Here is a 23,931-nt window from a genome sequence, read left to right as displayed (position 1 = left end):
AATCCTGCAAGATTCCTACCACCCGTCGGCAGCAATATCCATAGATTCGATTCTATGGTTTTGGGCTTACGGCCAGGGGCGGACTGGTTGTCAGGGGACCTGGGCGGGGCGTCCCTGGCACCGGGGGTCGGTGGGCAACGGCTCCGGGGCCGGGACGAGCCACTCCAACGCGGTCCGCTCGACATGCCAACCACGGACGTCGACCCGGCTGGTCGGGACCTGCTCCGGCTCCGGACACAGCACCCGGGAGACCACCTGGTCGTTCCGCACGAAGTGGACCGTCCCCCGCCCGTCAAGCAGGGTGGTCATCCGGTCGTCGGTGCTGATCAGGTGGCCGCGCAGCACCACCGGGCGGGTGTCCGGCCGGGGGTCGGGGTCCACCTCGACGGCCTGGACGGGCAGGATCGGCGCGCGCAGGAAGATCGCGCCCACGACGACCGGCGCGACCAGGGCACCGGCGAAAGCCACCCAGTGGGTCACCAGCCGCGCCGACCTCGGCGGCACCGGACCGGTGAGGAACACGGCGGACGCGGGTGGCAGGAGCAGCAGCAGCGTTGTGACGCCCTCGCCCGCGCCGACGGCGGCGGCGATGCCGGGGGCCAGCCAGACGTACGCCGCCAGGGCCGACCCGACCGGCAGCGCGACGCCGGCGACGACGCGGGCGGCACGGTTGCCCGGGTACCGCTGGCGGACCACCAGGCCGACGATCGCCACGGTCAGCATCAGCAGGGTGGGCAGGAAACGCAGTTGCCAGGTGAGCACGGCCAGCCCGACGGCCAGGGCGACCACCCAGTCCGGCATCCACCGGGTGATCCTCGCCAGCAGCGAGGCGCTCTGGTCGGTGGTCGCGCTCACCGTGAGGAGAGCGCCCAGCATCCGCAGCACGAGGATCACCGCCGGCACCACCCAGACCAGGGTGATGAGCAGCGCGCTGGTCAGCCCGAGCGGACTGATGTGCTGGACCACCAGCAGCATCGTGGAGAGGTTCTGCCGGCTGAGGTACCACACCCGCAGGACGAGCAGCAGCAGCGGGAAGGCCGGCAGCAGGGTGAGCAGCCACTGCTGCTGGGCGCGGACCGGGGCGGAGGTCTCCTCGCTCATGGCGTCCGCGCCGGCCACTCCCAGGGCCACCGCCGCACGTCCACCCGCCGGGCGTCCGGCTGCCGGTCCACGGCCACCTGCTGCGGCAGGGAGTCGGGCTGCGCCGAACGCAGGTGCTCGTCGAACGCGTCCTCCCACCGCTGGTCGGTCGGATCGTGTCGAGAGTCGTAGAGGGACAGGTTGACCAGGTCACGCAGGGCGGTGTTGCCGCCGGTGTTGATCCCCCAACGCTCCTGGTGGTCCTGGCCGATGTCGTGCATCTTCAGCCGCCCGCGATACTGCTTCACGAACCCGGCCAGCAGCGCGGCGTCCTGTGTCACGGCCTCCACCCGACCCGCCAGCAGATCCTCGATGCACTCGCTGGTCCGCAGCCGGGTGACCTGCTCCACGCCGGCGTCCTTGGCCGGGTCCTCGGAGGTCGAGGTGGAGATGCTGCACACCTTTCGTCCGCGCAGGTCGGCGTAGGTGTTGACGCGGCCGTGATCGTGTCGGGTCACCACCGACTGGTCGGTCAGCAGGTAGGGCACCGAGAACGTCACCTCGGGCAGATCCTCACGCTCCCTGGTGATGCTGTAGCTGGCCACCACGAGGTCCACCGTGACGAACTGGTTGTCCGAAGACCGGGCCTGCATCTTGTTCCGGTCCTCGCTCTCGATCGGTAACAGCCGCACCTCGGAGCGCCGGAAGCCGAGGTCTGCGGCCACCATGTAGGCGATCTCGATGTCGAAGCCGGAGAAGACACCGGTTCTGGTGTCGAGCAGGCTGACGCCGGGGTTGTCGTCGTGGACGCCGATCAGCAGCTCCTGTTTCCCGATCAGCCCGGCTTTCTCCCGCAGGTCGTCCTCGGACGGCGGCCCGGCGCGGACCACGACCGCGTACCCGACCGCGACGACCGCCGCCAGGAGCACCACCACGGCGGCGAGCCGCACCACGCCCGTCCAGAGCCTCGTTCGCGCCTCCGGCCGCTGGTCCACCTGATCACCGGTCCTTCGAGTCCGGTCGCCCACTGCGGTCGCAGCGGCATCGGGCAAGCCACCGGACCAGTCTCACGCCAGGGCTCCGTCCTGGGCGCACAGGTGTCGGCAACCCGTCTTGTCCCGGCGCGGCCCGGCGGCGGGTGGTCCGGTCGGGATCGGGCCCGACCGGACCACCGGTACGTGACTACGGGTAGTTCGTCAGGTAGACCACCTGGTTGGCGGTGTTGGCGGTGCCGCCGGTGGTGTTGACGACCCGGTTGATGGTGCCGACCCCGCCGAGGGAGACGGTGACCATGTTGGTGAAGCGGACGTTCGGGTTGTTCGGCACCTCGATGGCCCGGTCCGCGACCACCGACGGGTTGACGTTGAAGTAGCAGTAGCTGCCCAGCCCCCACGCCTGGTGACTGGTGACCTGGTCGGCCACCTTGTAGGCGGCGTAGCCCCGGGTCGCCCCGTTCATCCAGGCGGCCTGGTTCGGCGGGTCGTACGGCATCTCGTTCTGGTAGAAGTACGTCCGGCCGCCGTTGCCGTTCCAGACGGTCTGGTACTTCTGGTAATGCTCGACGAAGAGGCCGTACGTGGTCACGTCGTCGCCGTTGACGGTCAGGCCGGTGTCGGCGGTGTTCACCGTCCACCCGACCCCGTCGCCGTGGTCGGCGCGCCACAGCCACATGTGGTCGCCGATGACGTCGTCGCTGTTGATGGTCAGGGTGTTGGTGGCCCGGCCGACGCCCGGTCCGCCGATGCGGAAGAAGACGTCGTGCAGCGAGACCGGGTTGGCCGCGTGGTCGGCCGACGAGCCGGGCGGGCCGACCTCCATGAGCACCGGCGAGGTGGTCTGTCCGGCCTCGAACATGATGCCGGCCACCTTCACCCCGTCGACGTCGGCGACCCGCATCGCGACGGTGCCGTTGTCGGCCTGGATGGTGGCCAGACCGAGACCGAGGATCACCGTGTCGGCGCGGTCGACCCGGATCGGTTCGGTGACGTGGTGCACGCCGGGGGTGAAGAGCAGGTGCCGGCCCTGGGCGAGCGCGGCGTTGACGGTGGCCGCGCTGGTGCCCGGTCGGACCACGTAGAACTGGCTCAGCGAGATCGACGAGCCGGCCGGGGCCCTGCCGTACCAGCTGGTGCCGGTGGAGTTGGTGCGCAGCGCCGGGACGAACACCCGGTACTCGCCGGTGCCGTCGACGTAGAGGAACGGCTTCTCGCGGATCTTCGGCGTCTGGGCGATGACCGTGTGCGAGGGGTTGGGGAAGTGCGGCGGGGGCGCGCCGGCCACCCCCTGGAAGACCATGTTCCACACCGAGCCGGTCCAGCCGTTGCCGAACTCGCTGTTGCGCGAGTACCACTGCTGCTGGGAGCCGGAGACGACCAGGCCGTCGATGCGGGTGTCCGCCATCAGGCCGCCACTGGACCAGCCGTCACCGCCGTTCCAGAGCTGGATCTGGTTCTGCGCCCCACGCAGGTGCATCCGGCGGTACGGGGCGGCCTGGGAGACCGCCCAGCGTTCGACGAGCACCCCGGCGGGCAGCGTCACCGACAGGTTCTCCGCCGCGCGCCAGAAGTTCTGCGTCGCGTTGCCGCCGAACCAGTCCGCCTCGACCCGGACGTGGCCGTTGAGGTTGACGTCGTCGGGGCTCAGGCCGAGGCCGGCGACCTGGGTGAAGAAGCCGAGGTTGACGTCGGCGGTGTAGCTGCCGGGCTTGAACAGCACGGCGTACCGCTGTGGGCCGAACTGGTTGGTCTCCTGCTGGTCGAAGAGGCTGTCCAGCCGGCTCTGGATGGTGGCGGTCGGCGTGGACGGGTCGAAGACGTAGGTGTTCGGACCGAGGTTCGGGTTGCGCGGGTCGGTGGGCTCCACCGGGTCCACGGTGCCACCGTCGGTGGTGTTGACCTGGAACTCCCACAGGGAGTAGCCGTAGCCGGTGGACCGCGCCGTGCCGTACATCCGCACGTACCGGCCGGTGCCGGTGACCGCGAGGGTCTGCGTGCCGCCGGTGCCGGCGGTGGTGCTCCACACCGTCCGCCAGGCGCTGCCGTCGTCGGAAGCCTGGATCTGGAACGCCCGCGCGTACGCGGCCTCCCAGCTGAGCACCACCCGGCAGAGGGCGCGGACGCCGCCCAGGTCGACGCGGAGCCACTGCGGGTCGGCGGCGGCGCTGGCCCACCGGGTGCCGGGGTCGCCGTCCACGGCCGCCGAGGCGGGCAGGCCGCCACTCTCCACCGAGGACGCGGTGGCCGGACGGCCCTGGGCGGCGTTGGTGGCGCCACAGGTGGGTGCCGCGCCGGTCTCGCCGTAGACCTGGAACTCCCACAGCGAGTAGCCGTAGCCGGTGGCCCGGGCGGTGCCGTACATCCGCACGTACCGACCGCTGCCGGTGACCGGCACGGTCTGCGTGCCGCCGGTGCCGGCGGTGGTGCTCCACACGGTGCGCCACGTGCTGCCGTCGTCGGAGGTCTGGATCTGGAACGCCCGCGCGTGCGCGCCCTCCCAGGCCAGGGTGACCTGGCTGAGGGTGGCCCGGACGCCCAGGTCGACCTGGAGCCACTGGGGGTCGCTGAAGGCACTCGACCAGCGGGTGCCGGTGTCGCCGTCGACGGCCGCTCCGGCGGGGGTGCCGGCGTTCTCGGTGGACGAGGCGGTGGCCGGTCGCCCCTGGGACAGCAGCACCGGCGCGGCCTGCGCCGGCGGGGTCAGGGCGGTCGGGGTCAGGGCGGTCGGGGTCAGGGCCGCGACGAGCGCGACGACCAGGCCGAGGAGGATACGCGGCCGGGGCCGCCGGGCGGTTCGAGAGCGTACGGGACGAGCGCGAGTTGTCATCACTTCGCCTGTCGGTAGAGGGCTGCGGACGCCGGCGCGACGGGGCGCGGGGACGGCCGGGGTGTCGGGATGGGTCCCGCCGGGGTGGCACGTGGCCGGGGAGCGCTCTCTGGTGAGTGTCACGGCGACGGGACACCGGAGTCAAGACATCGATCTTTGTCAATGTTTTATTTCCGACGTCGCCGCTCGGAACGGGCGGGACGCACCCCACCGGCGGCGAGGAGCCGGGCGATCGGCAGGGTGGCCGCGCCGAGCGCCACCGCGTCCACACCGAGGCGGCACAGCTCGATCGACGCCTGCTCGTACGGCTGGCGCAGCGCCTGCCGGCCGGCCGCCTCGCGCACGGCGGGCAGCAGGTCGCCGAGCGCCATGGCCGCCCAGCCGCCCAGCACCACCCGCTCGGGGTTGAACAGGTTGATCAGGTTGGCCACCCCGGCACCGAGATAGCCGGCCGTCTCGTCGAGCACCCGGCGGGCGGTGGCCGACCCGGCGGCCGCCTCGACCAGGGCGGCGAGCTGGGACTCCTCGTCCGAGCCCGGCACCGCCCGGCCACCCAGGGCCTCCCGGTACCGGTCGAGGACCGCTTCCGCGCCCACGTACGCCTCCAGGCAGCCCCGGGCCCCGCACCGGCAGGCCCGGCCCCCGTAGACCAACGTGGTGTGTCCCCACTCCCCCGCGCTGCTGGACGCCCCCCGGTAGGCGGCCCCGTCGGTCACCACGGCCGCCCCCACGCCGGACCCGACCAGGGCGAAGACGGCGTGCCGCGCGCCCCGGCCGGCACCGAACCACATCTCGGCCTGGCCGAGGGTGTTCGCGCCGTTGTCGATGTGCAACGGCAGGTCGGTGCCGGTGCGGATGAGCCGCTCCAACGGCACCCGACCCCAGCCGAGGGCCTGGGCGTGCACCACCGCCTCGGCGCCCTGCTCCACCACGCCGGAGACGCCGACGCCGACCCCGAGCACGTCGGCCGGGGCGACCCGGGCCCGGGCGGTGACCGTGTCGATCCCGGCCAGCACGTGCCCGGCGACCGCCGACGGCTCGGTGCGCGCCGGGTCCAGCGGGTACTCCACGCTGGACAGCAGGGTCATCGCGAAGTCGAACAGCTCGACCCGGATCCGGGTCTCGCCGACGTCCACGCCCACGACGAAGGCGTACCGGGGCGCGACCCGCAGCATCATGCCCGGCCGGCCGCCGTCCGACTCGGCCGCGCCGGCCTCGGCGACGAGCCCCTCGGCGATCAGGTCGGCCACCACGTTGCTGACGGCGGGCTGACTGAGACCGGTGCTGCGCATCAGGTGCTGGCGGGTCAACGGACCGTCGAGGAAGAGCCTGGACAACAACGCCGACCGGTTCCGCAGCCGGACGGTCCGGTTCGTCGCTCGCGCCAGCTCCACACGCCACCTCGATCCCCGGGCCGCCCGGGGCGACGGCACGGCCCCGCACTTGACGCCCCATGCATCGAACTACTTTAATGGCAACATTCATTAAGTAGTGATGCAACTACCCTGCGGCACCGCGCCACGCCGCCCGGCACCACGCGCACCGCCGACCCCACGCACCACGCGCCCCGGCAGCACCGCCCCGGGCCCCACCGCCGTCCGACCCCTCCGCGCCACCGGGGCCGGCGCCCCACCTCGCACCGGAAGGGCCGATCGTGTCGAGACGTCTCCTCGCGACACTCGCCGCCGCCGTCCTCGTGGCCGCCCCGCTGACCGCCTGCGGCGGCTCGGACGACCCCGGCGGGTCCGGCAAGACCCTCACCTACTGGGCCAGCAACCAGGGCGCCAGCCTGGAAGCCGACAAGAAGATCCTCCAGCCCGAGCTGGACCGGTTCGAACAGCAGACCGGCATCAAGGTCACCGTCGAGGTGGTGCCCTGGTCGGATTTGCTCAACCGGCTGCTGACCGCCGCCACCTCCGGACAGGGCCCGGACGTGGTCAACATCGGTAACACCTGGTCGGCGTCGTTGCAGGCGACCGGCGCGCTGGTCGAGTTCGACGACGCCACCCTGGACCGGATCGGGGGTCGGGACCGGTTCGTCCCGGCCGCGCTGGCCGCCGCCGGCGCTCCCGGCAAACCCCCCGCCGCGGTGCCGCTCTACAGCCTCGCCTACGCCCTGTACTACAACAAGAAGGCGTTCGCCGACGCCGGGATCACCGCCCCGCCGACCACCTGGGAGCAGGTTGCCGACGTCGGCCGACGGCTGACCGGCGGCGGCCGGTGGGGCCTCGCCGTCGAAGGGGCCAACCCGTCGGAGAACGCGCACCACGCCTTCACCTTCAGCCAGCAGTACGGCGGCGAGTGGTTCGACTCCGCCGGCAAGCCGACCTTCGACACGCCGCAGAACGTCGCCGCGGTGAAACGGTACGTCGACCTGATGGCCGCCGACCGGATCGTCAACCCGAGCAACGCGGAGTACGCGCAGAACCAGTCGGTCTCCGACTTCGCCAACGGCCGGGCGGCGATGCTGCTCTGGCAGGCCGCCGGCGCGAACCTGACGTCGCAGAACATGGCCGCCGACGCGTACGGCGTGGCGCCGGTGCCGTTCCTCGCCACCCCGCCGCCCGGCGGCAGGAAGGTCAACAGCATGGTCGCCGGGATCAACATGGCGGTGTTCAAGCACACCCGGAACCGGGACGCCGCGCTGGAGTTCGTCAAGTACATGACCAGCGACGCCACGCAGGTGACGCTCAACCGGACGTACGGCTCCCTGCCGCCGGTGACGTCGGTCGCCACCGACCCCGCGTTCGCCGCCGGAGAGCAGACGGTGCTCCGGGAGACCCTCGCCACCACCGCGGCCCCGCTGCCGCAGGTGCCCGACGAGAGCACGTTCGAGACGCTGGTCGGCACCGCCATCAAGGAGCTCTTCGCCGACGCGGCCCGGGGCAGGCCGGTCACCGAGGAGAGCGTCCGGCAGAAGCTCGGCACGGCCCAGCAGCAGATGCGCTGACCGGTTGGCCGGTGGCCGTCGGCGGGACGTCCCCCGACGGCCACCGGAGCGAGAGGACCCCGATGGCAACCCGCACCGCCCACGACGTCCCCGCACCGCCCCGCTCCGGGGCCACCCGTCCCCGACGTCCGCTCCTGCCGTACCTGCTGCTCGCCCCGGCGATCGTGCTGGAACTGGCGATCCACGTGGTGCCGATGCTGGTCGGCGCCGGGATGAGCCTGCTGGAGCTGACCCAGTTCCACATCCGCGACTGGTCCACGGCCCCGTTCGTCGGATGGGACAACTACCGCCTGGTGCTCGACGTCGACTCCGCCGCCGGGGCCGCGCTGCTGCGCTCTTTCCGGGTGACCCTGGTCTTCACGGTCGCCTCGGTCGGGATCTCCTGGATGCTCGGCACCACCGCCGCCGTCCTGCTGCACCGTCCGTTCCGGGGCCGGGGACTGCTGCGCGCGCTCTTCCTCACCCCGTACGCCCTGCCGGTCTACACCGCGGTGATCACCTGGAGCTTCCTGTTCCAGCGGGACACCGGTCTGGTCAACCACGTCCTGGTCGACCAGCTGCACCTGCTCGGCGACCGGCCGTTCTGGCTGATCGGGGAGAACAGCTTCGTCGCGCTGCTGGTCGTGTCGGTCTGGCGGACCTGGCCGTTCGCCTTCCTGTGCGTCATGGCGGGCCTGCAGAACATTCCCCACGACCTGTACGAGGCCGCCGCCATGGACGGCGCGGGCTTCTGGCGGCGGCTGCGCTCGGTGACGCTGCCCATGCTGCGCCCGGTCAACCTGGTCCTGCTGCTGGTGCTCTTCCTGTGGACCTTCAACGACTTCAACACCCCGTACGTCCTCTTCGGCGGCTCCGCGCCCGAGCAGGCCGACCTGATCTCCATCCACATCTACCGCAGCTCGTTCGAGACCTGGGACTTCGGCTCCGGCTCGGCGATGTCGGTGGCGCTGCTGCTGTTCCTGCTCCTGGTCACCGCCGGGTACCTGCTGCTCACCAACCGCCGGAGGAACGATGCGTGAGACCGTCGCCGAGCGCTGGTCCCGTCGGGTCGTGCTGACCCTGCTCGCGGTCTTCGTGCTCGTCCCGCTCTACGTGATGGTCAGCTCGTCGCTCAAGCCGCTGTCGGACGTGCAGAGCGCGTTCACCTGGTGGCCGCGCCGGCCGACCGCGCAGGCGTTCGTGGACATGTGGTCGACCGTGCCGCTGGGCCGCTACCTGGTCAACAGCCTGGTCGTCTCCTCGGTGGCGGCGGTCTTCTCGGTCACCGTGGCGATCTTCGCGGCGTTCGCGGTCAGCCGCTACCGGTTCCGGGGCCGGGGGCTGTTCTCGGTGACCGTACTCTCCACCCAGATGTTCCCCGGCATCCTGTTCCTCCTGCCGCTCTTCCTGATCTACGTCAACCTGGGCAACGCCACCGGCGTGCAGCTGTACGCCAGCCGGACCGGTCTGATCGTCACGTACCTCACCTTCTCGCTGCCGTTCTCGATCTGGATGCTGGTCGGCTACTTCGACTCCATCCCGCGCGGCCTGGACGAGGCCGCGCAGGTCGACGGCGCGGGGCCGCTGCGCACCCTGTTCCAGGTGGTGCTGCCGGCGGCGGTGCCCGGGGTGGTCGCGGTCGGCGTGTACGCGTTCATGACCGCCTGGGGCGAGGTGCTCTTCGCCTCGGTGATGACCGACGAGTCCAGCCGCACCCTGGCCGTCGGCCTCCAGGGCTACTCCACCCAGTTCAACGTCTACTGGAACCAGGTCATGGCGGCCTCGCTGGTGGTCAGCGTCCCGGTCGTGGCCGGCTTCCTGGCGTTGCAGCGCTACTTCGTCGCCGGCCTCACCGCCGGCGCGGTCAAGTGACCCGTCCGCCCGGTCGGCCGCCGCTCCTCCGTCGCGAGGAACGGCGACCGGTCCCGGTCAGTCGACGACGGTAAGGACGATCTTGCCGGTCGTCCGGCCGGTCTGGGCGATCTCGTGGGCCCGGGCGACCTGGTCGAGCGGGAGCACCTCGGCGACCTCGGGGCGCAACTGCCCGGCTTCGACGAGCGCCGCGATCGCCCTCATCCCCGCGTGGTCGGGCTCGACGATCGTGAAGCCGGCCCGTACGCCCAGGTCGCGCGCCTCCACCGCCAGACGGGCCTCGGCCGGGGAGGCGAGCGACACCACGATGCCGCCGGGGCGCAGGGTCCGCAGAGAGCGCGGCCCGTAGTCGCCCCCGACGGTGTCGATCACGATGTCGACGTCGCCCACCGTTGAGGCGAAGTCGACCCGGGTGTAGTCGACGACCTCGTCGGCGCCGAGGCCGCGCACGAAGGCGTGCTTGGCCGCGCGGGCGGTGCCGACGACGTGGGCGCCGTGCGCCTTGGCGATCTGGACGGCGAGGTGACCGACGCCGCCGGCAGCGGCATGGACCAGCACCCGCTGACCGGGGCGTACCCCGGCGGTGTCGACCAACGACTGGTACGCGGTGAGCGCCGCGAGCGGGAGCGCGGCGGCCTCCACGTGGGAGAGCGCCGCAGGTTTGCGGGCCAGGTGCCGCGCCGGGGAGGTCACGTACTCCGCGTACGTGCCCGCCGGTTGCGGCAGCCGGGGCATGCCGAACACCTCGTCGCCCGGGCGGAACATCGTGACGCCGAGCCCGACCGCCTCGACGACGCCGGACACGTCCCAGCCCAGCCGGACCGGCGTCTCGCCGAGCAGCCCGCCGGTGGCCCGGTGCCACAGGTCGGTCGGGTTGACACCGGCGGCGTGGACACGGACGAGGACCTCGGAGATCCCGGGTTCCGGGCGGTCCACCTCGACCACCCGCAACACCTCGGGTCCGCCGAGCGAGTCCTGGCTGACAGCACGCATGATCATTTCTTTGCTCCGTACGGTCGGTGACTGACGCCCGACCAACACTGCGGGAGGCGGAACCACCCGACGAGTGGCCAGATCGCCAACATGTGCAAGGATCTGGCCATGCATCGCGTCGTCGTCCTGGCCCTGGAGGGTGTCTACCCGTTCGAACTGAGCATCCCGGTCCGGATCTTCGGCACCGCGACGGGCGCGGACGGCGCGCCGCTCTACGAGGTGGTCACGTGCAGCCTCGACCGTGGCCCGGTCCGGACCAGCGCGGACTTCGCCCTGGCCGTGGAGCACGGCGCCGAGGCGATCGACACGGCGGACACCCTGGTGATCCCGCCGTTCGTCTGCGGGCCGACCGAGGACCGGAGCTGGCTCCCCGACGAGTTGGCCGAGGCGCTCGCCCGACTCCGGCCGGGTGCCCGGATCGTGTCGATCTGCACCGCGTCGTACGTCCTCGCCGCCGCAGGTCTGCTCGACGGCCGCGCGGCGACCACCCACTGGAACGAGGCCGACCGTTTCCAACGGATGTTCCCGCAGGTCAAGCTCGACCCGGACGTGCTGTTCGTCGACGACGGGGACGTGCTCACGGCAGCGGGGGTGGCGGCCGGACTCGACCTGTGCATGCACCTCGTACGCCGCGACCACGGCAGCGAGGTCGCCAACCGGGTCGCCCGCCGATGCGTCATCCCGCCCTGGCGCGAGGGCGGTCAGGCGCAGTTCATCGAACGTCCGGTGCCCGAGCCCTCGGCGGCCACCACGTCCACGACCCGCGACTGGGCACTCGGTCAGCTCCATCGGCCACTCCCCCTGTCCGAGCTGGCCGGTCACGCCCGGATGAGTGTGCGGACGTTCTCCCGGCGCTTCCGGGACGAGGTCGGCATGACCCCCGGCCAGTGGTTGACCCAGCAACGCGTCGAACACGCCCGTCGACTGCTGGAGTCGACCGACCTGCCGGTCGACCGCGTCGCCGGCGAGGCGGGGTTCGGAACGGCCGCCTCGTTGCGCCAACACCTGACCGCCGCGATCGGCGTGCCGCCGACGGCCTACCGTCACACGTTCCGCGCCGGTCGCCCGGCGACGGCCGGCTAACCGCGCTGACCGACCCTCCCGGTCGCCGGACCGGGGCCGCGCCCCGGGCCACCCCGGAACCTCGTCGCGCTCCACGCCGGGGCGCACGACACACCGACGCCGAGGCCGGGCCCATGGCAAGCACCGGCGTTGTACCGTCCAGTCCGCCAGTCGAGAAGACCGGGAAGGGCACCATGAGCAACTCCACACCGCTGTCCGTCACCTCGCTGATCGACAGCGTGACCGGGCGACCGGTACGTCGGCACCCGGACACCGGCGTCCGGTACGTCCGCAAGGCCGGCTGGCCGCACTTCTGGGGCCGGACCCTGGACGCTCTCGTGGTGATGGTGGTGGCCGGGGTCCTGATGGGCGCGGTCCACGCGGCCAACCAGGACTTCGCGCTCGGCACGTTGGGCTCGGCGATGTCCGCCAGCACCGGCGTGTACGTCGCCGTCATGGCCGCCGTCTGGTTCGTGGTGGTCGTCGCGTACGGCATGGTCTGGGGCACGGTCGGCAGCCTCGGCGACCTCGTCGCCGGCATGCGCTCGGTCAGGATCTCCGACGGGAGGCGATCCGGCGCCTGGCGGGGAGGATGGCGGGCCTTCTGGTGGTCCTTCGCCCCGTTCTACCTGTTGGTGGCCATCGCCGCCGCCTTCGAGGGCAGCGGCGGGGACACCTTCGACTCCAGGTACACCGCCGTCGACCTGCGTTCCGGCCTCGCCCGGGGCCACGATCCCGTTCCCGACGCGACGGCGCCCCGCCCGGCTGCGCCGGCCCGGATGGCCTGAGCCGGTCAGGGCTGCCCGTCCACGACCTCCCCGGTGATGACACCGGAACGCTGCGCGACGGCCGCGCTGATCGGGGCCAGCGCCGGAAGCTGGAGGCCCTGCGGGCCGAAGATCAGCCAGGCGACGGCCACCGCGTACCACGGCGCCGCCGGCCCGTGCAGCATCAACGGGTTGCCCTCCTCGTAGCGGAGGATGAACGACCACTGGGTCAGGTCGGCGGTGAGCTCGACCACCCCGTTGTGCCAGAAGCTCAGCAGGGTGCCCTGGTAGTCCCCGAGCAGCCGCTGGTTGGTCAGGATCATCCGCACCTGCGCCTGGTCCCGCCACTGCGCCGCCGCCATCGCCTGGGCCCGGCTGCGGGCACTGGCGTTGCTGATCGCGTCACCCGCCATGCCGGCCAACACGAAACCCGTCGGCCCGAACCAGAAACTGTTGCTCTCCCGGTACTGGACGGTGGTGCCGTAGAAGCGGGCGTACCCCAGCGCCGTGTCACTGAAGATCGCCTCGTCCGGGCCGAGCCGCAGACCGCTGGGGGGGCAGGGCGACCAGTTGCCCACCGCGGGCCAGGTGCCCGTACAGCTGGCACGCGCTGTTCCAGCCGTCGCGCAGCACGGCGTCGAAGGCGGCGGCCGAGTCTCTGCGGTTCACGTGCGCTCCCTCCGGCTCTCCCCTGCGGGCTCGTGGCGACCGGCGCGGGCTTCAGCATAATGGCGCGCGGATCCACGGTGGACGCGGTGCGGAGCCCCGGAATCAGCGCTCCTGGAGGCGGCGGTTGACCTCTTCGGCGAGTCGCCGGTTGAGTTCGGCCAACTGCTCGTCGGTGTACCGGGTCAGGTCGACCGGGCCGGTGCCGCCGTCCGCCGGCGGCTCCTGTTGCTTCTCCTGCTCCCGACGTTGCAGTTCCCGCTCCTCCGGCGAACCGGGGGCGGCGTACGCACAGCGCACCAGCGTGCCGTCGGCGTTCTTCAGGCAGGTCGCCTCGCGGCCGTTGACCTGGCCCCGGCCCTCCACCCGGTAGCGGATGCTCTGCTCGCTGCCGAGCGTGGCCGTCCACGTGGTGCCACCGGTGGGCACCACCTCGAACACCTGGTCGTCGTTCCAGCAGCAGACGTCGCGGTACTCCGCCTTGATCAGGGCGGCGAGCGCCTGCGGTGACGACCAGGTCGGGCTGAGCCGGTGCACGGTCAGCGGGGCGAGACCGGTGCCGGCGTGCCGGGTCGGCACCACCGACACCGCCACCACGGAACTGGCCTCACCCTGTGGGGTGAGCGGGGTGACGTACCCGCTGCGGGCGCTGCCGTCGCGGTAGCGCAGGGTGAACTCCGACTCGTTGCCCTCGTTGGCCCCGTCCTCGGAGGCGTCCCAGCCGCTGCGCTCGAACCACCAGTCGGCGAAGCCGCCCACCGCGGCGGTGCCCTCCCGCTGTCGGGCGGCGAGACTGATCGGATAGGACGGTCCGGGCACCTCCGTGGTGGCATCGGTGACGGTGACCTTCCCGGTCGTGCCGTCGTACAGCGCCACGCCGGCCGGCCGCTCCGCCACCACCAGGATTCCGGTCTGCCGCTTCAGGGGCACCACCACGACCGGGGTGTCGCCCTGGCAGTGCACGTAGGCGTCCTCCTCGGAGAACCGCGCCCAGCGCCGCTCGGCGGCGATCTTCCGGCCCAGGTTGTGGGTGAACCAGCCACCGATCCGCGCCGACGCCGACTCGTCGAACCGGCACCGCTGCTGCGCCCGGCTGTTGCCGCCGAGCGGCACCTCCTGCACCAGGCCGACCTCGTAACCGGTCAGCCAACCGCGCCGCTCCACCAGGACGGCGAAGCGGTCGGAGTCGGGCAGGTAGCTGACGTCGCTGATCTCCCCGGTCACGTCGCCCAGGTTGGGCGCCGCCTGCGCCTCGCCGACCACGTACGGCGCGCGCGGGGTCAGCTCCGGCACCGGATCGGTCACCACCCGCATGGTGGTCGCGTACGCCCGGTCCTGGAGGTACTCGCCGTAGACCAGCCCGAGCGCGCCGAGACCCAGCCCGACGGCGACGCCCAGCCAGCCGAGGACGGCGCTGCCGCCGACCGGACCCCGACCGCCACGTCGACGGGTGAGCAGCCGCGCCAGGGTCGGCGCTCCACCGAGGAGGGCCGCCAGGGCCGCCGCCAGCAGCCACGGCAGGAGTTTGCGCAGTTCCCAGACGAGGACGGTGGTGGCGTACGAGGCGTACCAGCCGAGTGCGCCGAGCAGGAGGAGCAGGAGAACCGGTGTACCGACCCGCAGCCCCCGACCCATCGACATTCCTCCCTACGGATCCGACCGGGTCCGATCCTAGTCCGGACGGTCGAGTCCACGGTCGAGGACGCCGCGCCGTACCGCCACCGTCGCTCGTCGAGCGGAGCCACACCCGTCGTGGCCCTGCCGGCGGTATTCGGGTCAGCAGCTGACCGAGGCCGGGGAGTACGCGACGAGCGTGTCGACGCTGGCCTTCGCCCGGCAGTGTCCACGCTCGGCGGGGTCCATGAAGTAGGCGGTGGCGGCCGTACCGTCGGCGGCCTGCTGGAGGTGGTAGAGCGCCTCCGGCTCCTCCTGGTAGGGGCCGGCGGGGGTCACCGCCCGTTCGAGGGTGATGTCGATCGGGCCGCGGCATCCACCGGAGAGCTTGGCGAAGGCGGTCTGCATCCCGATCGAGTAGTAGAGGTTGGTGACCGTCAACGAGCACGACGTGCTCTGTTCCGGCGCCACGGCGGCCGCCGTGGCCGGGGTCGCCGTGGCGATCAGACCCCCGGCGAGCAGGGCCGCACTGGCGAAACTGCGGATACGCATGGTTCGTCCTCCCGTGTGGAGCACCCGTAGGAAAGTTTTACCGGCACCAGGATCCTGGCAAAGAAATGCCGGACAGGGAAGCCCTCGGCGGAGGGACGACCGGCACGACGACCGGGACCGTCAGCCGGCGGGCCAGCACGCCACATTGGTCGATCGGCCCGGAGATCGGACGGGTCAGAACCAGATCGTCACCCGTCCAGACATGGCCTACGCAGAACGATGTCGATATGGTTAGCGATCATCTTCCGGCCGGCGAGAGTCGATCGCCGGCCGGCCTCCCCACCCCCGAGAACGGAGGACCCGCTCGTGGCTCCACCCGCCGACACGACGGCCGCCGAAGACGTCGAGCCGCAGCGGCCCATCCCGCGGTTCCTGACCGAGTTCACCCCCACCCGGTTCCGCCGCCGGCTCAGTCCGTTCTCGCGCGTACCGAAGCACTCGAAGATGGGCGAGACCTGGCACGTGGCGGCGCGGACCGCCCCGGACGAACTGGTCATCGTGGACCGCCCGGCGGACATCGACCCCGACGGCCCCGAGATCCGGACCTACACCCAGTGGGCGGAGCTGGTCGACCGGGCCGCCGCCTGGCTGCACCAGGCCGGTGTCCGGCCGTGGGACCGGGTGGCCGTCCTCAAGGCGAACCACCTGGACATCGTCGTCCTCGGGTGCGCCATCGCCCGGATCGGCGCGATCCCCTGCATGTTCTCCGGCTCCTACGGTCCGGAGGCGATGATCCCCATGTTGGAGCGGCTGGAGCGGCCGTTCCTGCTGACCGACCGGAAGCACCTCGACAAGTGCGGCATCACCCCGCAGGTGGTGGCGGACCTCACCGTCAGGACGATCAGCGTGGACGCGGTCGAGGACCGGCCGGACGTGCTGCGACTGGACGACTTCAAGGACGCGCCGCCGGTCCAGCCGAACATGCGTGAGTTCGCCGAGCCGGTGGTCATCACCCACACCTCCGGCACCACCGGCGTGCCGAAGCTGGTCATGCACTCCGCCGAGTCGATCTACGCGATGGCGATCGTGGAGACGGAGCGGTGGCCCCGGTTCGGGCTGCGGCGCGACGACACCGTGGCGTTCTGCGACCCGTACACGCACGAGCGGCTCACCACGATGCAGCTGGCGATGGCCGCCGTCGGCCCGCGCATCATCTACCTCTCCGACCCGCTCTCCCCCCGGGTCCGGGAACTGCTGGCGGAACACAAGCCGACCCTGGTCGAGGCGCTGCCGAACATCTACCTCGCGTGGGAGCCGCTGGCCCGCGACCCCGCCGGCCTGTTCAGCAACGTCCGCGAGTACGTCAACTCCTTCGACGCCATCCACACCCGCACCATCCGGACCTTCATGGCGGCCACGAAGCGCCGGTTCCCGATCTGGGTCCAGTCCTGGAGCCAGAGCGAGAACGGCGCGCTCTGCATCCGGCCGTTCTTCCGGTTCGTGGTGCGACGCAAGGGGCACCGCCCGCCGCCCACCCAGCTGATCGGCTGGCCCATCCCGTTCCACGCGAAGATGCGGGCGGTGAACCCGGAGACCGGCCAGGAGGTCCCGCGCGGGCAGGTCGGCATGATCGAGATCGACCAGCCCGGACGGTGCCTCGCCTACGTCGGCGAGCAGGACCGGCACGACCTGAAGTGCACCGGCCGCTGGTGGAGCACCGGCGACCTCGGCATCATCAACAAGTGGGGCGCCGTCCGGATCGTGGACCGGGAGATCGACCGGATCCCCAACGGCAGCGCGATCGAGTTCGAGGACCTGATCCTCGACCGGATCGACTACACCACCGAGGTGGTCGTCCTCCCGGTCGCCGGTGGCCTGCCGGTGCCGGTGGTGAGCACCACGGACGACGTACCCCTGGACAAGGGCGACTGGGCGCGGGCGGTCGCCGACCTCGCCCCGATGGCCGACCCCATCCAGATCAGGTGGGACGAGTTCCCGCGCACCGGCACCTGGAAGATCCGTCGGGTGGCGCTGCGGGAACAACTGCTCGACGGCGCCAAGGCGATCGGCATCGGACGCTGGACCTGACCGGCCTGATCCGCTGACCGCGCCCCTGCGGCGCCGTCCCGTCCGGACGGTGCCGCAGGGGCCGCGGAGCACCGCCGGTCGAACGAAGGGAAGACTGCGATGTTGGACGTCCTCGGCCGGCTCACGCACCGGGTCCGCTGGTGGGTGATCGCCGGGGCCGTGGTGTTCCTCGCCGCGGCCGGCGCCTGGGGCGCCAACGCCTTCGACGACCTGGCCGCCGGTGGCTTCACCTACGCGGCGAGCGAGAGCTCCCGGGCCGAGGAGGTCGAGCGGGACCGGCTCGGGCGCAACGACGCGGACGTCGTCGTGCTCTTCGGCCACGACCGGTGGACGGTCGACGAACCCGCCTACCGCGACGCCGCCCGTCAGGTCCTCGACCGGCTCCCGGCCGAGCGGATCGAGGGCGTCACCGACTACTGGCGGACCAACGCGTCCGCCCTGGTCAGCACCGACCGGCGGGAGACCTTCGCGGCGGTGCAGATCGCCGGCGCCACCGAGAACGACCGGCTCACCAACTACCTGGCCGTGAAGGACAGCCTCACCAGTCCGGACCTCGACGTCACGGTCGGCGGTCCGCTGGCGCTGGTCGACGACGTCAACACGCAGAGCAAGGCGGACCTGACCCGCGCCGAGGCGTTGGCCCTGCCCATCCTGTTCCTGCTGCTCGTCCTCATCTTCCGCAACGTGCTGGCGGCGCTGCTGCCGGTGCTGGTCGGGGTGCTGGCGATCGTGGGCTCGTTGGCCGGCCTCCGACTGCTGGCGCAGTTCACCGACGTCTCGATCTTCGCCGTCAACGTGGTCACCCTGCTCGGCCTGGGGCTGGCCGTCGACTACAGCCTCTTCATGGTCAGCCGGTTCCGGGAGGAACTCGGCGCGGGCCACCCGGTGCCGCAGGCGCTGCGGCGCACCATGGTCACCGCCGGCCGGACGATCGTCGTGTCCGCGGTGACCGTCGCGCTCGCCCTGGCCAGCCTGGCCGTCTTCCCCCAGGTGTTCCTGCGGTCCATCGCCGTCGGCGGGGTCGCGGCCGTGCTGCTGGCCGGCTTCTTCTCGTTGACCGTGATGGCCGCGATGCTCGCCCTGCTCGGTCCCCGCCTGCGGGAACGGCGACGTCGGCCGGGCGGCGCCGACCCGGACTCCGGCGCGTGGGCCCGCATCGCCCGGACGGTGATGCGCCGCCCCGTCCTGGTCGGTGGCGCGGTCATCGCCGTGCTGGTTCTTCTCGGCCTGCCGTTCCTGCGCATCTCCTACGGCTGGCTGGACACCCGGGTCCTGCCCGCCACGGCGGAGAGCCGGCAGGTCCAGGACACCCTGACGGCGTCGTTCCCGGAGAGCGTGACCCGGCCGATCGACGCCGTCGTCACGCTGGACGGCCCGGCGGCCGAGCCCGCCGGGCGGGCGGAACTCGCCGCCTACGTGGACCGGGTGGCCGCGCTGCCCGACGTACGGCACGCGGACGTCACCGGCCTCTCCGGCGACACCGCGCGGGTCACCGTACGGTTCGACGCGGAGCCGATCTCCGCGCAGGGACGGGAACTGGTCGACGCGGTACGCGCCGTGGCACCGCCCTCCGGCGGCACGGTGCTGGTCGGGGGCGACGCCGCCGGCTTCGCCGACCTGATGGACATGCTCGTCGAGCGACTGCCGTGGATGGCGCTGCTGGTGCTGGTCACCACGTTCGTGCTGCTGTTCTTCTCGTTCGGCTCGCTGGTGCTGCCGGTCAAGGCGATCCTGATGAACGTGCTGAGCCTGACCGCCGCGTTCGGCGCGGTGGTGTGGATCTTCCAGGACGGCCACCTCGACGGACTGCTCCGCTTCACCTCCACCGGCAACATCGACGTGGTGCAACCGATCCTGATCTTCGCGGTCGCGTTCGGGCTGTCCATGGACTACGAGGTGTTCCTGCTCTCCCGCATCCGCGAGCACTACGACCTGGTCGGCGACAACACCGAGGCGGTCGCCGTCGGCCTGCAACGCTCGGGCCGGATCATCACCAGCGCGGCTCTGCTCCTCGTGGTGGTGATCGTGTCGTTCGCGACGTCGAGCGTGCTGGTCGTGAAGATCATCGGCGTCGGACTGGCCATCGCCGTCGTCGTCGACGCCACCATCGTGCGGGCGCTGCTGATGCCCGCCACCATGCGGCTGCTCGGCCGGCTCAACTGGTGGGTGCCGGGGCCCCTGCGACCGCTCTACAGCCGGTGGGGGATCCGCGAGGGCCGCCCGGCCGACTGACCAGTGGTCCCTCTCCCCCGCCGTGCGGGGTGCGGACGGGTCGACACGACACCGGCCCGCCCGCACCGACCGGTCAGAAGATCAGCGCCCGGCCGAGACCCATGTCGGTGAGCCGGGTGGAGTGCACCGTGCTGGTGACCTCCAGGGCCTTCTGGATCCGCTCCTCCGGGGTGGTGTCCACCAGCCGGCGGCCGTCCCAGACCTCGTAGTCACCGATCGTCGCCACGTGCGGCGCGATGCCCTCCTGGAACCAGTTCTCCCAGCGGTTGAGCTGGTCGGCCACGGGCAGCTGCTCCCACAGCCGCATACCGCCCCGGATCAGCTCGACGAGTCGTTCCTTCTCGTCGGGGTGCCGTTGCAGGTGCTCACGGATGATCGAGGTGCCGACGGCCAGGTGGCGCACCTCGTCGATGCCGGCGCCCTTCTCCATGTCCGCCATCCGGGGATCGAGGGGTCGCCACTTGCGCTCGCTGAGTTCGAACGACGGGGCAAGGAACCCCTCCACCAGGATCGTCAGCAGCACCACGCCACCGACGAAGTCCCGTTGGTCCCGCACGATCGGCATCCCGAGCTCCTCCAGCGGGTCGAGGATGCCCGCCTGGTCGGCCGCGGTCTGCTGCGCGATGACGTCCGCGACGTCCCGCTCGTCGACGCCGAGGTTCCGCAGGTGGTTCCGGAAGATCATGGCGTGCCGGGTCTCGTCCATCAGCTGGGTGGCGTAGAACTCCATCGTCGTGGAGTCCGGCGCGCACGCCACGATGTAACCGATCGCGCGGGCGGCCCGTTCCTCGGCCAGCGCCCGGAACGCGACCTCCTGGACCAGCGCGTCCCGCAGCGGTCCCGGCTCCCGCAGGAAGTCCGGGGTCACCAGCCCCGGCGCGTACCCGACGACGTTGCCGCGCAGCGTCCGCTCCGGGACGTTGGCGAACCAGTACCGCAGGTCGCAGTCGCGTGCGGTGAGCCGGAGCCCCTCCGCCCCGTCGAACAGGGAGGTCGCGTTGTCCCAGTCGGCGGCGTCGTCCGCCGTCATCGTCGACCGGCCGGCGACGCGGGGCGTCTCGGGAGGGGCGACGACGTACGGGGCCGCGGGCCGGGCGAGCGACGCGGGCTTGACGGTCGGGGCGGATCCGCTCGGGGCGGGGGCCGGCGGCCCGGGGACCGGAGCCGACCCTGCGGCGGGAGCCGTCGCGGCGACGGTGGGTGTGGTCCCGTTCGCCGCCGGGACGGGGTCCGGCACGGCGGCGGTCGGCGTCGGGGCGGCCGGTGTGGTGGCGGTCGGCGCGGCGGCCGTCGACGCCGGGGCCGGCGTGGCGGCGGTCGGCGCGGCGACCGGCGGCGCGGGGTTGCCCGGCGGGGCCGGTGCGGGCTGCGGCGGCGGGGCCGGCGTGGCGGCGGTCGGCGCGGCGTCGGACATCAGGAACGGACCACTCCCGTCGAGGTAGTCGACCATCGCCGCGGCGATGCTGGCCCGCGACGGCGGGTGGAACGCGACGCACTGGCACGCCGCGATCAGGTACGCCACGTCGGGCGAACCGATGAACGACATCCCGCCGAGCATCTCGACCGCCTGCCGGGCGGCGTCGGCGATGGCGTCCTGCGCGCCGTAGCGGGCCATCAGCACGCGGGCCAGCGCGTCGTTGTCCGTCTCGCCGGCCATCATGGCGCGGGCCGCGCCCTCGAGCAGCTGTGTCGCCGTCTCCATCCGGGTGCCCAGGGCGGCCCGGTCGGTGATCGCGGCCCGGCGGGCGGCCAGGGCGCGTTCCACAAGCGCGCTCGCCATGCCCAGGTACGAGGCGGTGATGAGCAGCTCGAACCAGATGAACCCGGTGGTCTGGAGGTCGTCGAGCATCCCGTCCGGACCGTTCTCGGTCGGGATGACCAGCTCCTCCTCGATGTAGACGTCGGCCAGCCGGACCTCGTCGCTCTCCGCGCCGGCCAGCACGCTGCTGCCCCAGAACGGGTGCCGCGTGATGCCGCGCAGCGTGGCCGGCATGAGCAGGAACGCGGTCTGCTGCCCGCCGTCCGAGGACGGCACCGCCACGCTGGCCGTGAGCAGGTCCATCGAGTGGCTCAGGCTGCACGGCTTCTTCGACCCGTTGATCCGGTAACCGCCCGGGGCCGGGGTGGCCGTCATCGTCGGGGCGAGGATCCCCTGGGCCGGACGCCCCTCGGCGAACCCGGAGGAGACGAGCAGGTTACGGCTGGTGATCGCCTCCAGCAGGGCCCACTCCATGCCGGAGTTCTTGATGCTCTCGGCGAAGGTGAACAGCGTCGCCACCGAGAAGTGGTGCATCGTGGTCCCCACCGCCAGCGACGGCGCGTGCGCGCCGATCGCCCGCATGACCCGTACCGCGTCCAGCGGGGTGGCGCCGAGCCCGCCGTAGTCCTTCGGGATCACCAGGCCGGGGCCCCCGCTGGCCCGGAACACCGGCAGCGTGGCGCCGCCGGACGACTCCCGCTGCTCGAAGGGGAGCGCCGACAGCCCGTCGATCAGCCCCGGCAGGTAGGACTCGCACAGGGCGCGCGCCTGGTCAAGTGAACGCATCGGGGTTCCTCCAGCGGCGGGACGGTCGGTGGTGGTGGTCAGCCCGGGACGAGCGCGCGGGCCGCCGCACGACGCAGCTTGCCGGACGGGGTCTTCGGGAGGGAGCCCGGCGGCAGGACGACGACCGACGCGGGACGGGCGTCGATCTCGGCGACGACCCGGTGGACGACCGCGTCACGCAGCGCCTTCTCGCTGGCCGGGTCACCGGCGAGCCGCGACTCGACAAGCACCGCGAACGACTCCCGTGCCACGCCGTCGCCAGCCATCAGCCGCACCGCCGCGACGTTGCCGTCCCGGACGCCGTCGACCGAGGCGGCCGCGCGTTCGATGTCGGTGGGGTAGATGTTCCGGCCCCCCATGATGATGACGTCCTTCTCGCGCCCGCAGACGACGATCTGGCCGTCGACCAGGTAGCCCTCGTCGCCGATGTCCAGCCAGCCGTCGTCGTCCAGGGCGGCGACCGGCCCCTGTTCGGTGAGGTAACCCCGGGTCACCGACTCCCCGCGCAGTTGCAGCCGGCCGACCTCACGGTCGCCCAGCTCGGCGCCGGAGTCGTCGACCACGCGGACGGCGACGCTTCCGAAGGCGACCCCGAGCAGCGGCAGCCGGCGCACCCCGGTCCGCTGGCCGTCGGGCACCGGCACCGCCCGCCGGTTCTTCTCCAGTTCCAGAGCGTCGACGGTGTCGAGGAGCATCGGGTCGGACAGATCCGACAGCGAGATCACCAGGGCGCTCTCCGCCGCGCCGTAGCAGCAGTTGATCGCCTCGGGCCGCAGGCCGAACCGGGCTCCCGCCGCGACGAACGCCTCCACCGTCGACGGGTCGATCGGCTCCGCGCCGTTGCACGCGGACTTCATCCGGGACAGGTCGAGCGAACCGGCTTCGATGCGGGCGAGCTGCCGGGTCAGGATCGCGTACGCGAAGTTCGGGGCCGCCGTGATCGTGCCGCCGTACCGGCTCATCAGCTCGGCCCACACCAGCGGACGGCCGAGGAACTCGGCGGGAGTGACGCTGACCAGTTCGGCGCCGCTGAACATCGGGAGCAGCAGGCAGCCGACCATACCCATGTCGTGGAAGAGCGGCAGCCAGCTGACCACCACGTCGGAGTCGCCGCACTCCAGGCGCGCCACACTGTCCACGAGGTTCGCACACAGGTTGCGGTGGGTGATCTGGACGGCCTTCGGCTCGGCGGTCGAGCCACTGGTCAACTGGAGCAGCGCGGTGTCGTCCTCGGCGGCTGGCACGACGGTGAACTCCCGGTCGCTGTCCAGGTCGGCGATGATCCGGTGGGCGATGCCCTGCTCGCGAAGCACCCCGGCCATCGCCTCGAACGGCGCGCCCACCAGCACCAGACGCGCGTCGATCATGCGGAGGACACGCAGCGTGTCGTCCCGCCAGACGGCCAGGTCGGTGCGCGCGGTGGGCTGGTGCAACATGGTCACGCTGCCGCCGGCCAACCAGACACCCTGGACGACCTGTGCGACCTGACCGGGGTCGCCGGCCAGGACCGCGACCGCCTCACGGGCCCGGAGTCCACTCTCGACCAGGGCCGCCGCGGTGCGTCGGGCGGCGGCGTGCAGGTCGCCCCAGCTCCGCCGCACCGGGTCGGTGGGAGCGCCGGTGACCATGCCACGCGTCGAGCGGGCGGCGGTGCCGACGACGGTGTCGACGAAACGACTCATGACAGTCGCGCCTGGATCATGGGCCACAGGATAGGACAGCCGTACCGACGGTGACCATAGGCGACCGAGGCGGGATTCCCGGCGGCC

At 72.0% G+C, this 23,931-nt stretch carries 17 protein-coding genes; 7 read left to right on the top strand and 10 right to left on the bottom strand.

What is annotated here, in order from left to right; genetic code table 11:
* Positions 1 to 90: 90 nt before the first annotated feature.
* The 4 genes from QSK20_RS24420 to QSK20_RS24405 all read right to left on the bottom strand — a co-directional run bounded on the left by QSK20_RS24420 (position 91) and on the right by QSK20_RS24405 (position 6,296).
* Positions 91 to 1,131 (bottom strand): hypothetical protein, encoded by a 1,041-nt coding sequence (locus QSK20_RS24420; protein ID WP_285790945.1) that lies wholly within the window; start codon positions 1,129 to 1,131, stop codon positions 91 to 93.
* The gene (locus QSK20_RS24415; protein ID WP_285790944.1) at positions 1,098 to 2,075 is read right to left on the bottom strand and encodes a transporter substrate-binding domain-containing protein; all 978 of its coding nucleotides are present in this window, start codon (positions 2,073 to 2,075) and stop codon (positions 1,098 to 1,100) included. The genes QSK20_RS24420 and QSK20_RS24415 overlap by 34 nt, the downstream gene beginning before the upstream one ends.
* A gap of 187 nt (positions 2,076 to 2,262) precedes the next feature.
* A complete protein-coding gene (locus QSK20_RS24410) occupies positions 2,263 to 4,902 on the bottom strand; it encodes a discoidin domain-containing protein (RefSeq protein WP_285790943.1) in 2,640 nt (879 codons plus the stop codon).
* Between the two features lie 167 nt (positions 4,903 to 5,069).
* Positions 5,070 to 6,296, bottom strand: coding sequence for an ROK family transcriptional regulator (locus QSK20_RS24405; protein WP_285790942.1), 1,227 nt, complete (start codon positions 6,294 to 6,296; stop codon positions 5,070 to 5,072).
* Positions 6,297 to 6,556: 260 nt separating this feature from the next.
* Between QSK20_RS24405 and QSK20_RS24400 the strand changes: the two genes are divergently transcribed.
* The 3 genes from QSK20_RS24400 (at position 6,557) to QSK20_RS24390 (ending at position 9,703) form a co-directional block, all read left to right on the top strand.
* The gene (locus QSK20_RS24400; protein WP_285790941.1) at positions 6,557 to 7,852 is read left to right on the top strand and encodes an ABC transporter substrate-binding protein; all 1,296 of its coding nucleotides are present in this window, start codon (positions 6,557 to 6,559) and stop codon (positions 7,850 to 7,852) included.
* Positions 7,853 to 7,914: 62 nt separating this feature from the next.
* Positions 7,915 to 8,871 carry a carbohydrate ABC transporter permease gene (locus tag QSK20_RS24395; RefSeq protein ID WP_285790940.1) on the top strand — a complete coding sequence of 319 codons (957 nt, stop codon included), beginning with the start codon at positions 7,915 to 7,917 and terminating at the stop codon, positions 8,869 to 8,871.
* On the top strand, positions 8,864 to 9,703 hold the full coding sequence (locus tag QSK20_RS24390; protein WP_285790939.1) for a carbohydrate ABC transporter permease: 840 nt from the start codon (positions 8,864 to 8,866) through the stop codon (positions 9,701 to 9,703). Before QSK20_RS24395 ends, QSK20_RS24390 begins: the two co-directional genes overlap by 8 nt.
* A gap of 57 nt (positions 9,704 to 9,760) precedes the next feature.
* Here QSK20_RS24390 and QSK20_RS24385 read toward each other — a convergent pair whose 3' ends face one another.
* Entirely contained in the window at positions 9,761 to 10,702 is a 942-nt protein-coding gene (locus QSK20_RS24385) for an NADP-dependent oxidoreductase (RefSeq protein WP_352232312.1), read from the bottom strand.
* A gap of 102 nt (positions 10,703 to 10,804) precedes the next feature.
* Between QSK20_RS24385 and QSK20_RS24380 the strand changes: the two genes are divergently transcribed.
* Together QSK20_RS24380 and QSK20_RS24375 are read left to right on the top strand one after the other, a co-directional pair.
* Positions 10,805 to 11,779, top strand: coding sequence for a GlxA family transcriptional regulator (locus QSK20_RS24380; RefSeq protein ID WP_285790938.1), 975 nt, complete (start codon positions 10,805 to 10,807; stop codon positions 11,777 to 11,779).
* Between the two features lie 173 nt (positions 11,780 to 11,952).
* Positions 11,953 to 12,546: an RDD family protein gene (locus QSK20_RS24375; protein WP_285790937.1), complete on the top strand. Its 594-nt coding sequence runs from the start codon at positions 11,953 to 11,955 to the stop codon at positions 12,544 to 12,546.
* 5 nt (positions 12,547 to 12,551) lie between these two features.
* On the opposite strand, the gene QSK20_RS24370 is transcribed toward QSK20_RS24375, so the two are convergent.
* The 3 genes from QSK20_RS24370 to QSK20_RS24360 form a co-directional block, all read right to left on the bottom strand.
* The gene (locus QSK20_RS24370) at positions 12,552 to 13,103 is read right to left on the bottom strand and encodes a hypothetical protein (protein WP_285790936.1); all 552 of its coding nucleotides are present in this window, start codon (positions 13,101 to 13,103) and stop codon (positions 12,552 to 12,554) included.
* 193 nt (positions 13,104 to 13,296) lie between these two features.
* The gene (locus QSK20_RS24365) at positions 13,297 to 14,826 is read right to left on the bottom strand and encodes a hypothetical protein (RefSeq protein WP_285790935.1); all 1,530 of its coding nucleotides are present in this window, start codon (positions 14,824 to 14,826) and stop codon (positions 13,297 to 13,299) included.
* A gap of 141 nt (positions 14,827 to 14,967) precedes the next feature.
* Positions 14,968 to 15,357 (bottom strand): hypothetical protein, encoded by a 390-nt coding sequence (locus QSK20_RS24360; RefSeq protein WP_285790934.1) that lies wholly within the window; start codon positions 15,355 to 15,357, stop codon positions 14,968 to 14,970.
* A 306-nt stretch (positions 15,358 to 15,663) separates the two neighbouring features.
* On the opposite strand from QSK20_RS24360, the gene QSK20_RS24355 reads away from it, so the two are divergent.
* Both QSK20_RS24355 and QSK20_RS24350 read left to right on the top strand, forming a co-directional pair.
* The gene (locus QSK20_RS24355) at positions 15,664 to 17,385 is read left to right on the top strand and encodes a class I adenylate-forming enzyme family protein (RefSeq protein WP_285790933.1); all 1,722 of its coding nucleotides are present in this window, start codon (positions 15,664 to 15,666) and stop codon (positions 17,383 to 17,385) included.
* Between the two features lie 99 nt (positions 17,386 to 17,484).
* Positions 17,485 to 19,617: an MMPL family transporter gene (locus QSK20_RS24350; protein WP_285790932.1), complete on the top strand. Its 2,133-nt coding sequence runs from the start codon at positions 17,485 to 17,487 to the stop codon at positions 19,615 to 19,617.
* Between the two features lie 73 nt (positions 19,618 to 19,690).
* Here QSK20_RS24350 and QSK20_RS32175 read toward each other — a convergent pair whose 3' ends face one another.
* Both QSK20_RS32175 and QSK20_RS24340 read right to left on the bottom strand, forming a co-directional pair.
* Positions 19,691 to 22,162 carry a hypothetical protein gene (locus tag QSK20_RS32175; RefSeq protein WP_352232311.1) on the bottom strand — a complete coding sequence of 824 codons (2,472 nt, stop codon included), beginning with the start codon at positions 22,160 to 22,162 and terminating at the stop codon, positions 19,691 to 19,693.
* 38 nt (positions 22,163 to 22,200) lie between these two features.
* Positions 22,201 to 23,844 carry a fatty acyl-AMP ligase gene (locus tag QSK20_RS24340; protein ID WP_285790931.1) on the bottom strand — a complete coding sequence of 548 codons (1,644 nt, stop codon included), beginning with the start codon at positions 23,842 to 23,844 and terminating at the stop codon, positions 22,201 to 22,203.
* Between the last annotated feature and the right edge of the window lie 87 nt (positions 23,845 to 23,931).

It is taken from the genome of Micromonospora sp. NBRC 101691, assembly GCF_030269285.1.
GTDB lineage: Bacteria > Actinomycetota > Actinomycetes > Mycobacteriales > Micromonosporaceae > Micromonospora > Micromonospora echinospora.
Note: the sequence above shows the minus strand (reverse complement) of the source record. Positions and strands in the feature narration are given on the sequence as shown.

Coding starts and splice junctions, on each gene's coding strand:
- QSK20_RS24410 (WP_285790943.1), bottom strand. CDS start 4,902: ATGACAACTCGCGCTCGTCCCGTACGCTCTCGAACCGCCCGGCGGCCC.
- QSK20_RS24395 (WP_285790940.1), top strand. CDS start 7,915: ATGGCAACCCGCACCGCCCACGACGTCCCCGCACCGCCCCGCTCCGGG.
- QSK20_RS24390 (WP_285790939.1), top strand. CDS start 8,864: ATGCGTGAGACCGTCGCCGAGCGCTGGTCCCGTCGGGTCGTGCTGACC.
- QSK20_RS24385 (WP_352232312.1), bottom strand. CDS start 10,702: ATGATCATGCGTGCTGTCAGCCAGGACTCGCTCGGCGGACCCGAGGTG.
- QSK20_RS24380 (WP_285790938.1), top strand. CDS start 10,805: ATGCATCGCGTCGTCGTCCTGGCCCTGGAGGGTGTCTACCCGTTCGAA.
- QSK20_RS24375 (WP_285790937.1), top strand. CDS start 11,953: ATGAGCAACTCCACACCGCTGTCCGTCACCTCGCTGATCGACAGCGTG.
- QSK20_RS24365 (WP_285790935.1), bottom strand. CDS start 14,826: ATGGGTCGGGGGCTGCGGGTCGGTACACCGGTTCTCCTGCTCCTCCTG.
- QSK20_RS24360 (WP_285790934.1), bottom strand. CDS start 15,357: ATGCGTATCCGCAGTTTCGCCAGTGCGGCCCTGCTCGCCGGGGGTCTG.
- QSK20_RS24350 (WP_285790932.1), top strand. CDS start 17,485: ATGTTGGACGTCCTCGGCCGGCTCACGCACCGGGTCCGCTGGTGGGTG.
- QSK20_RS32175 (WP_352232311.1), bottom strand. CDS start 22,162: ATGCGTTCACTTGACCAGGCGCGCGCCCTGTGCGAGTCCTACCTGCCG.
- QSK20_RS24340 (WP_285790931.1), bottom strand. CDS start 23,844: ATGAGTCGTTTCGTCGACACCGTCGTCGGCACCGCCGCCCGCTCGACG.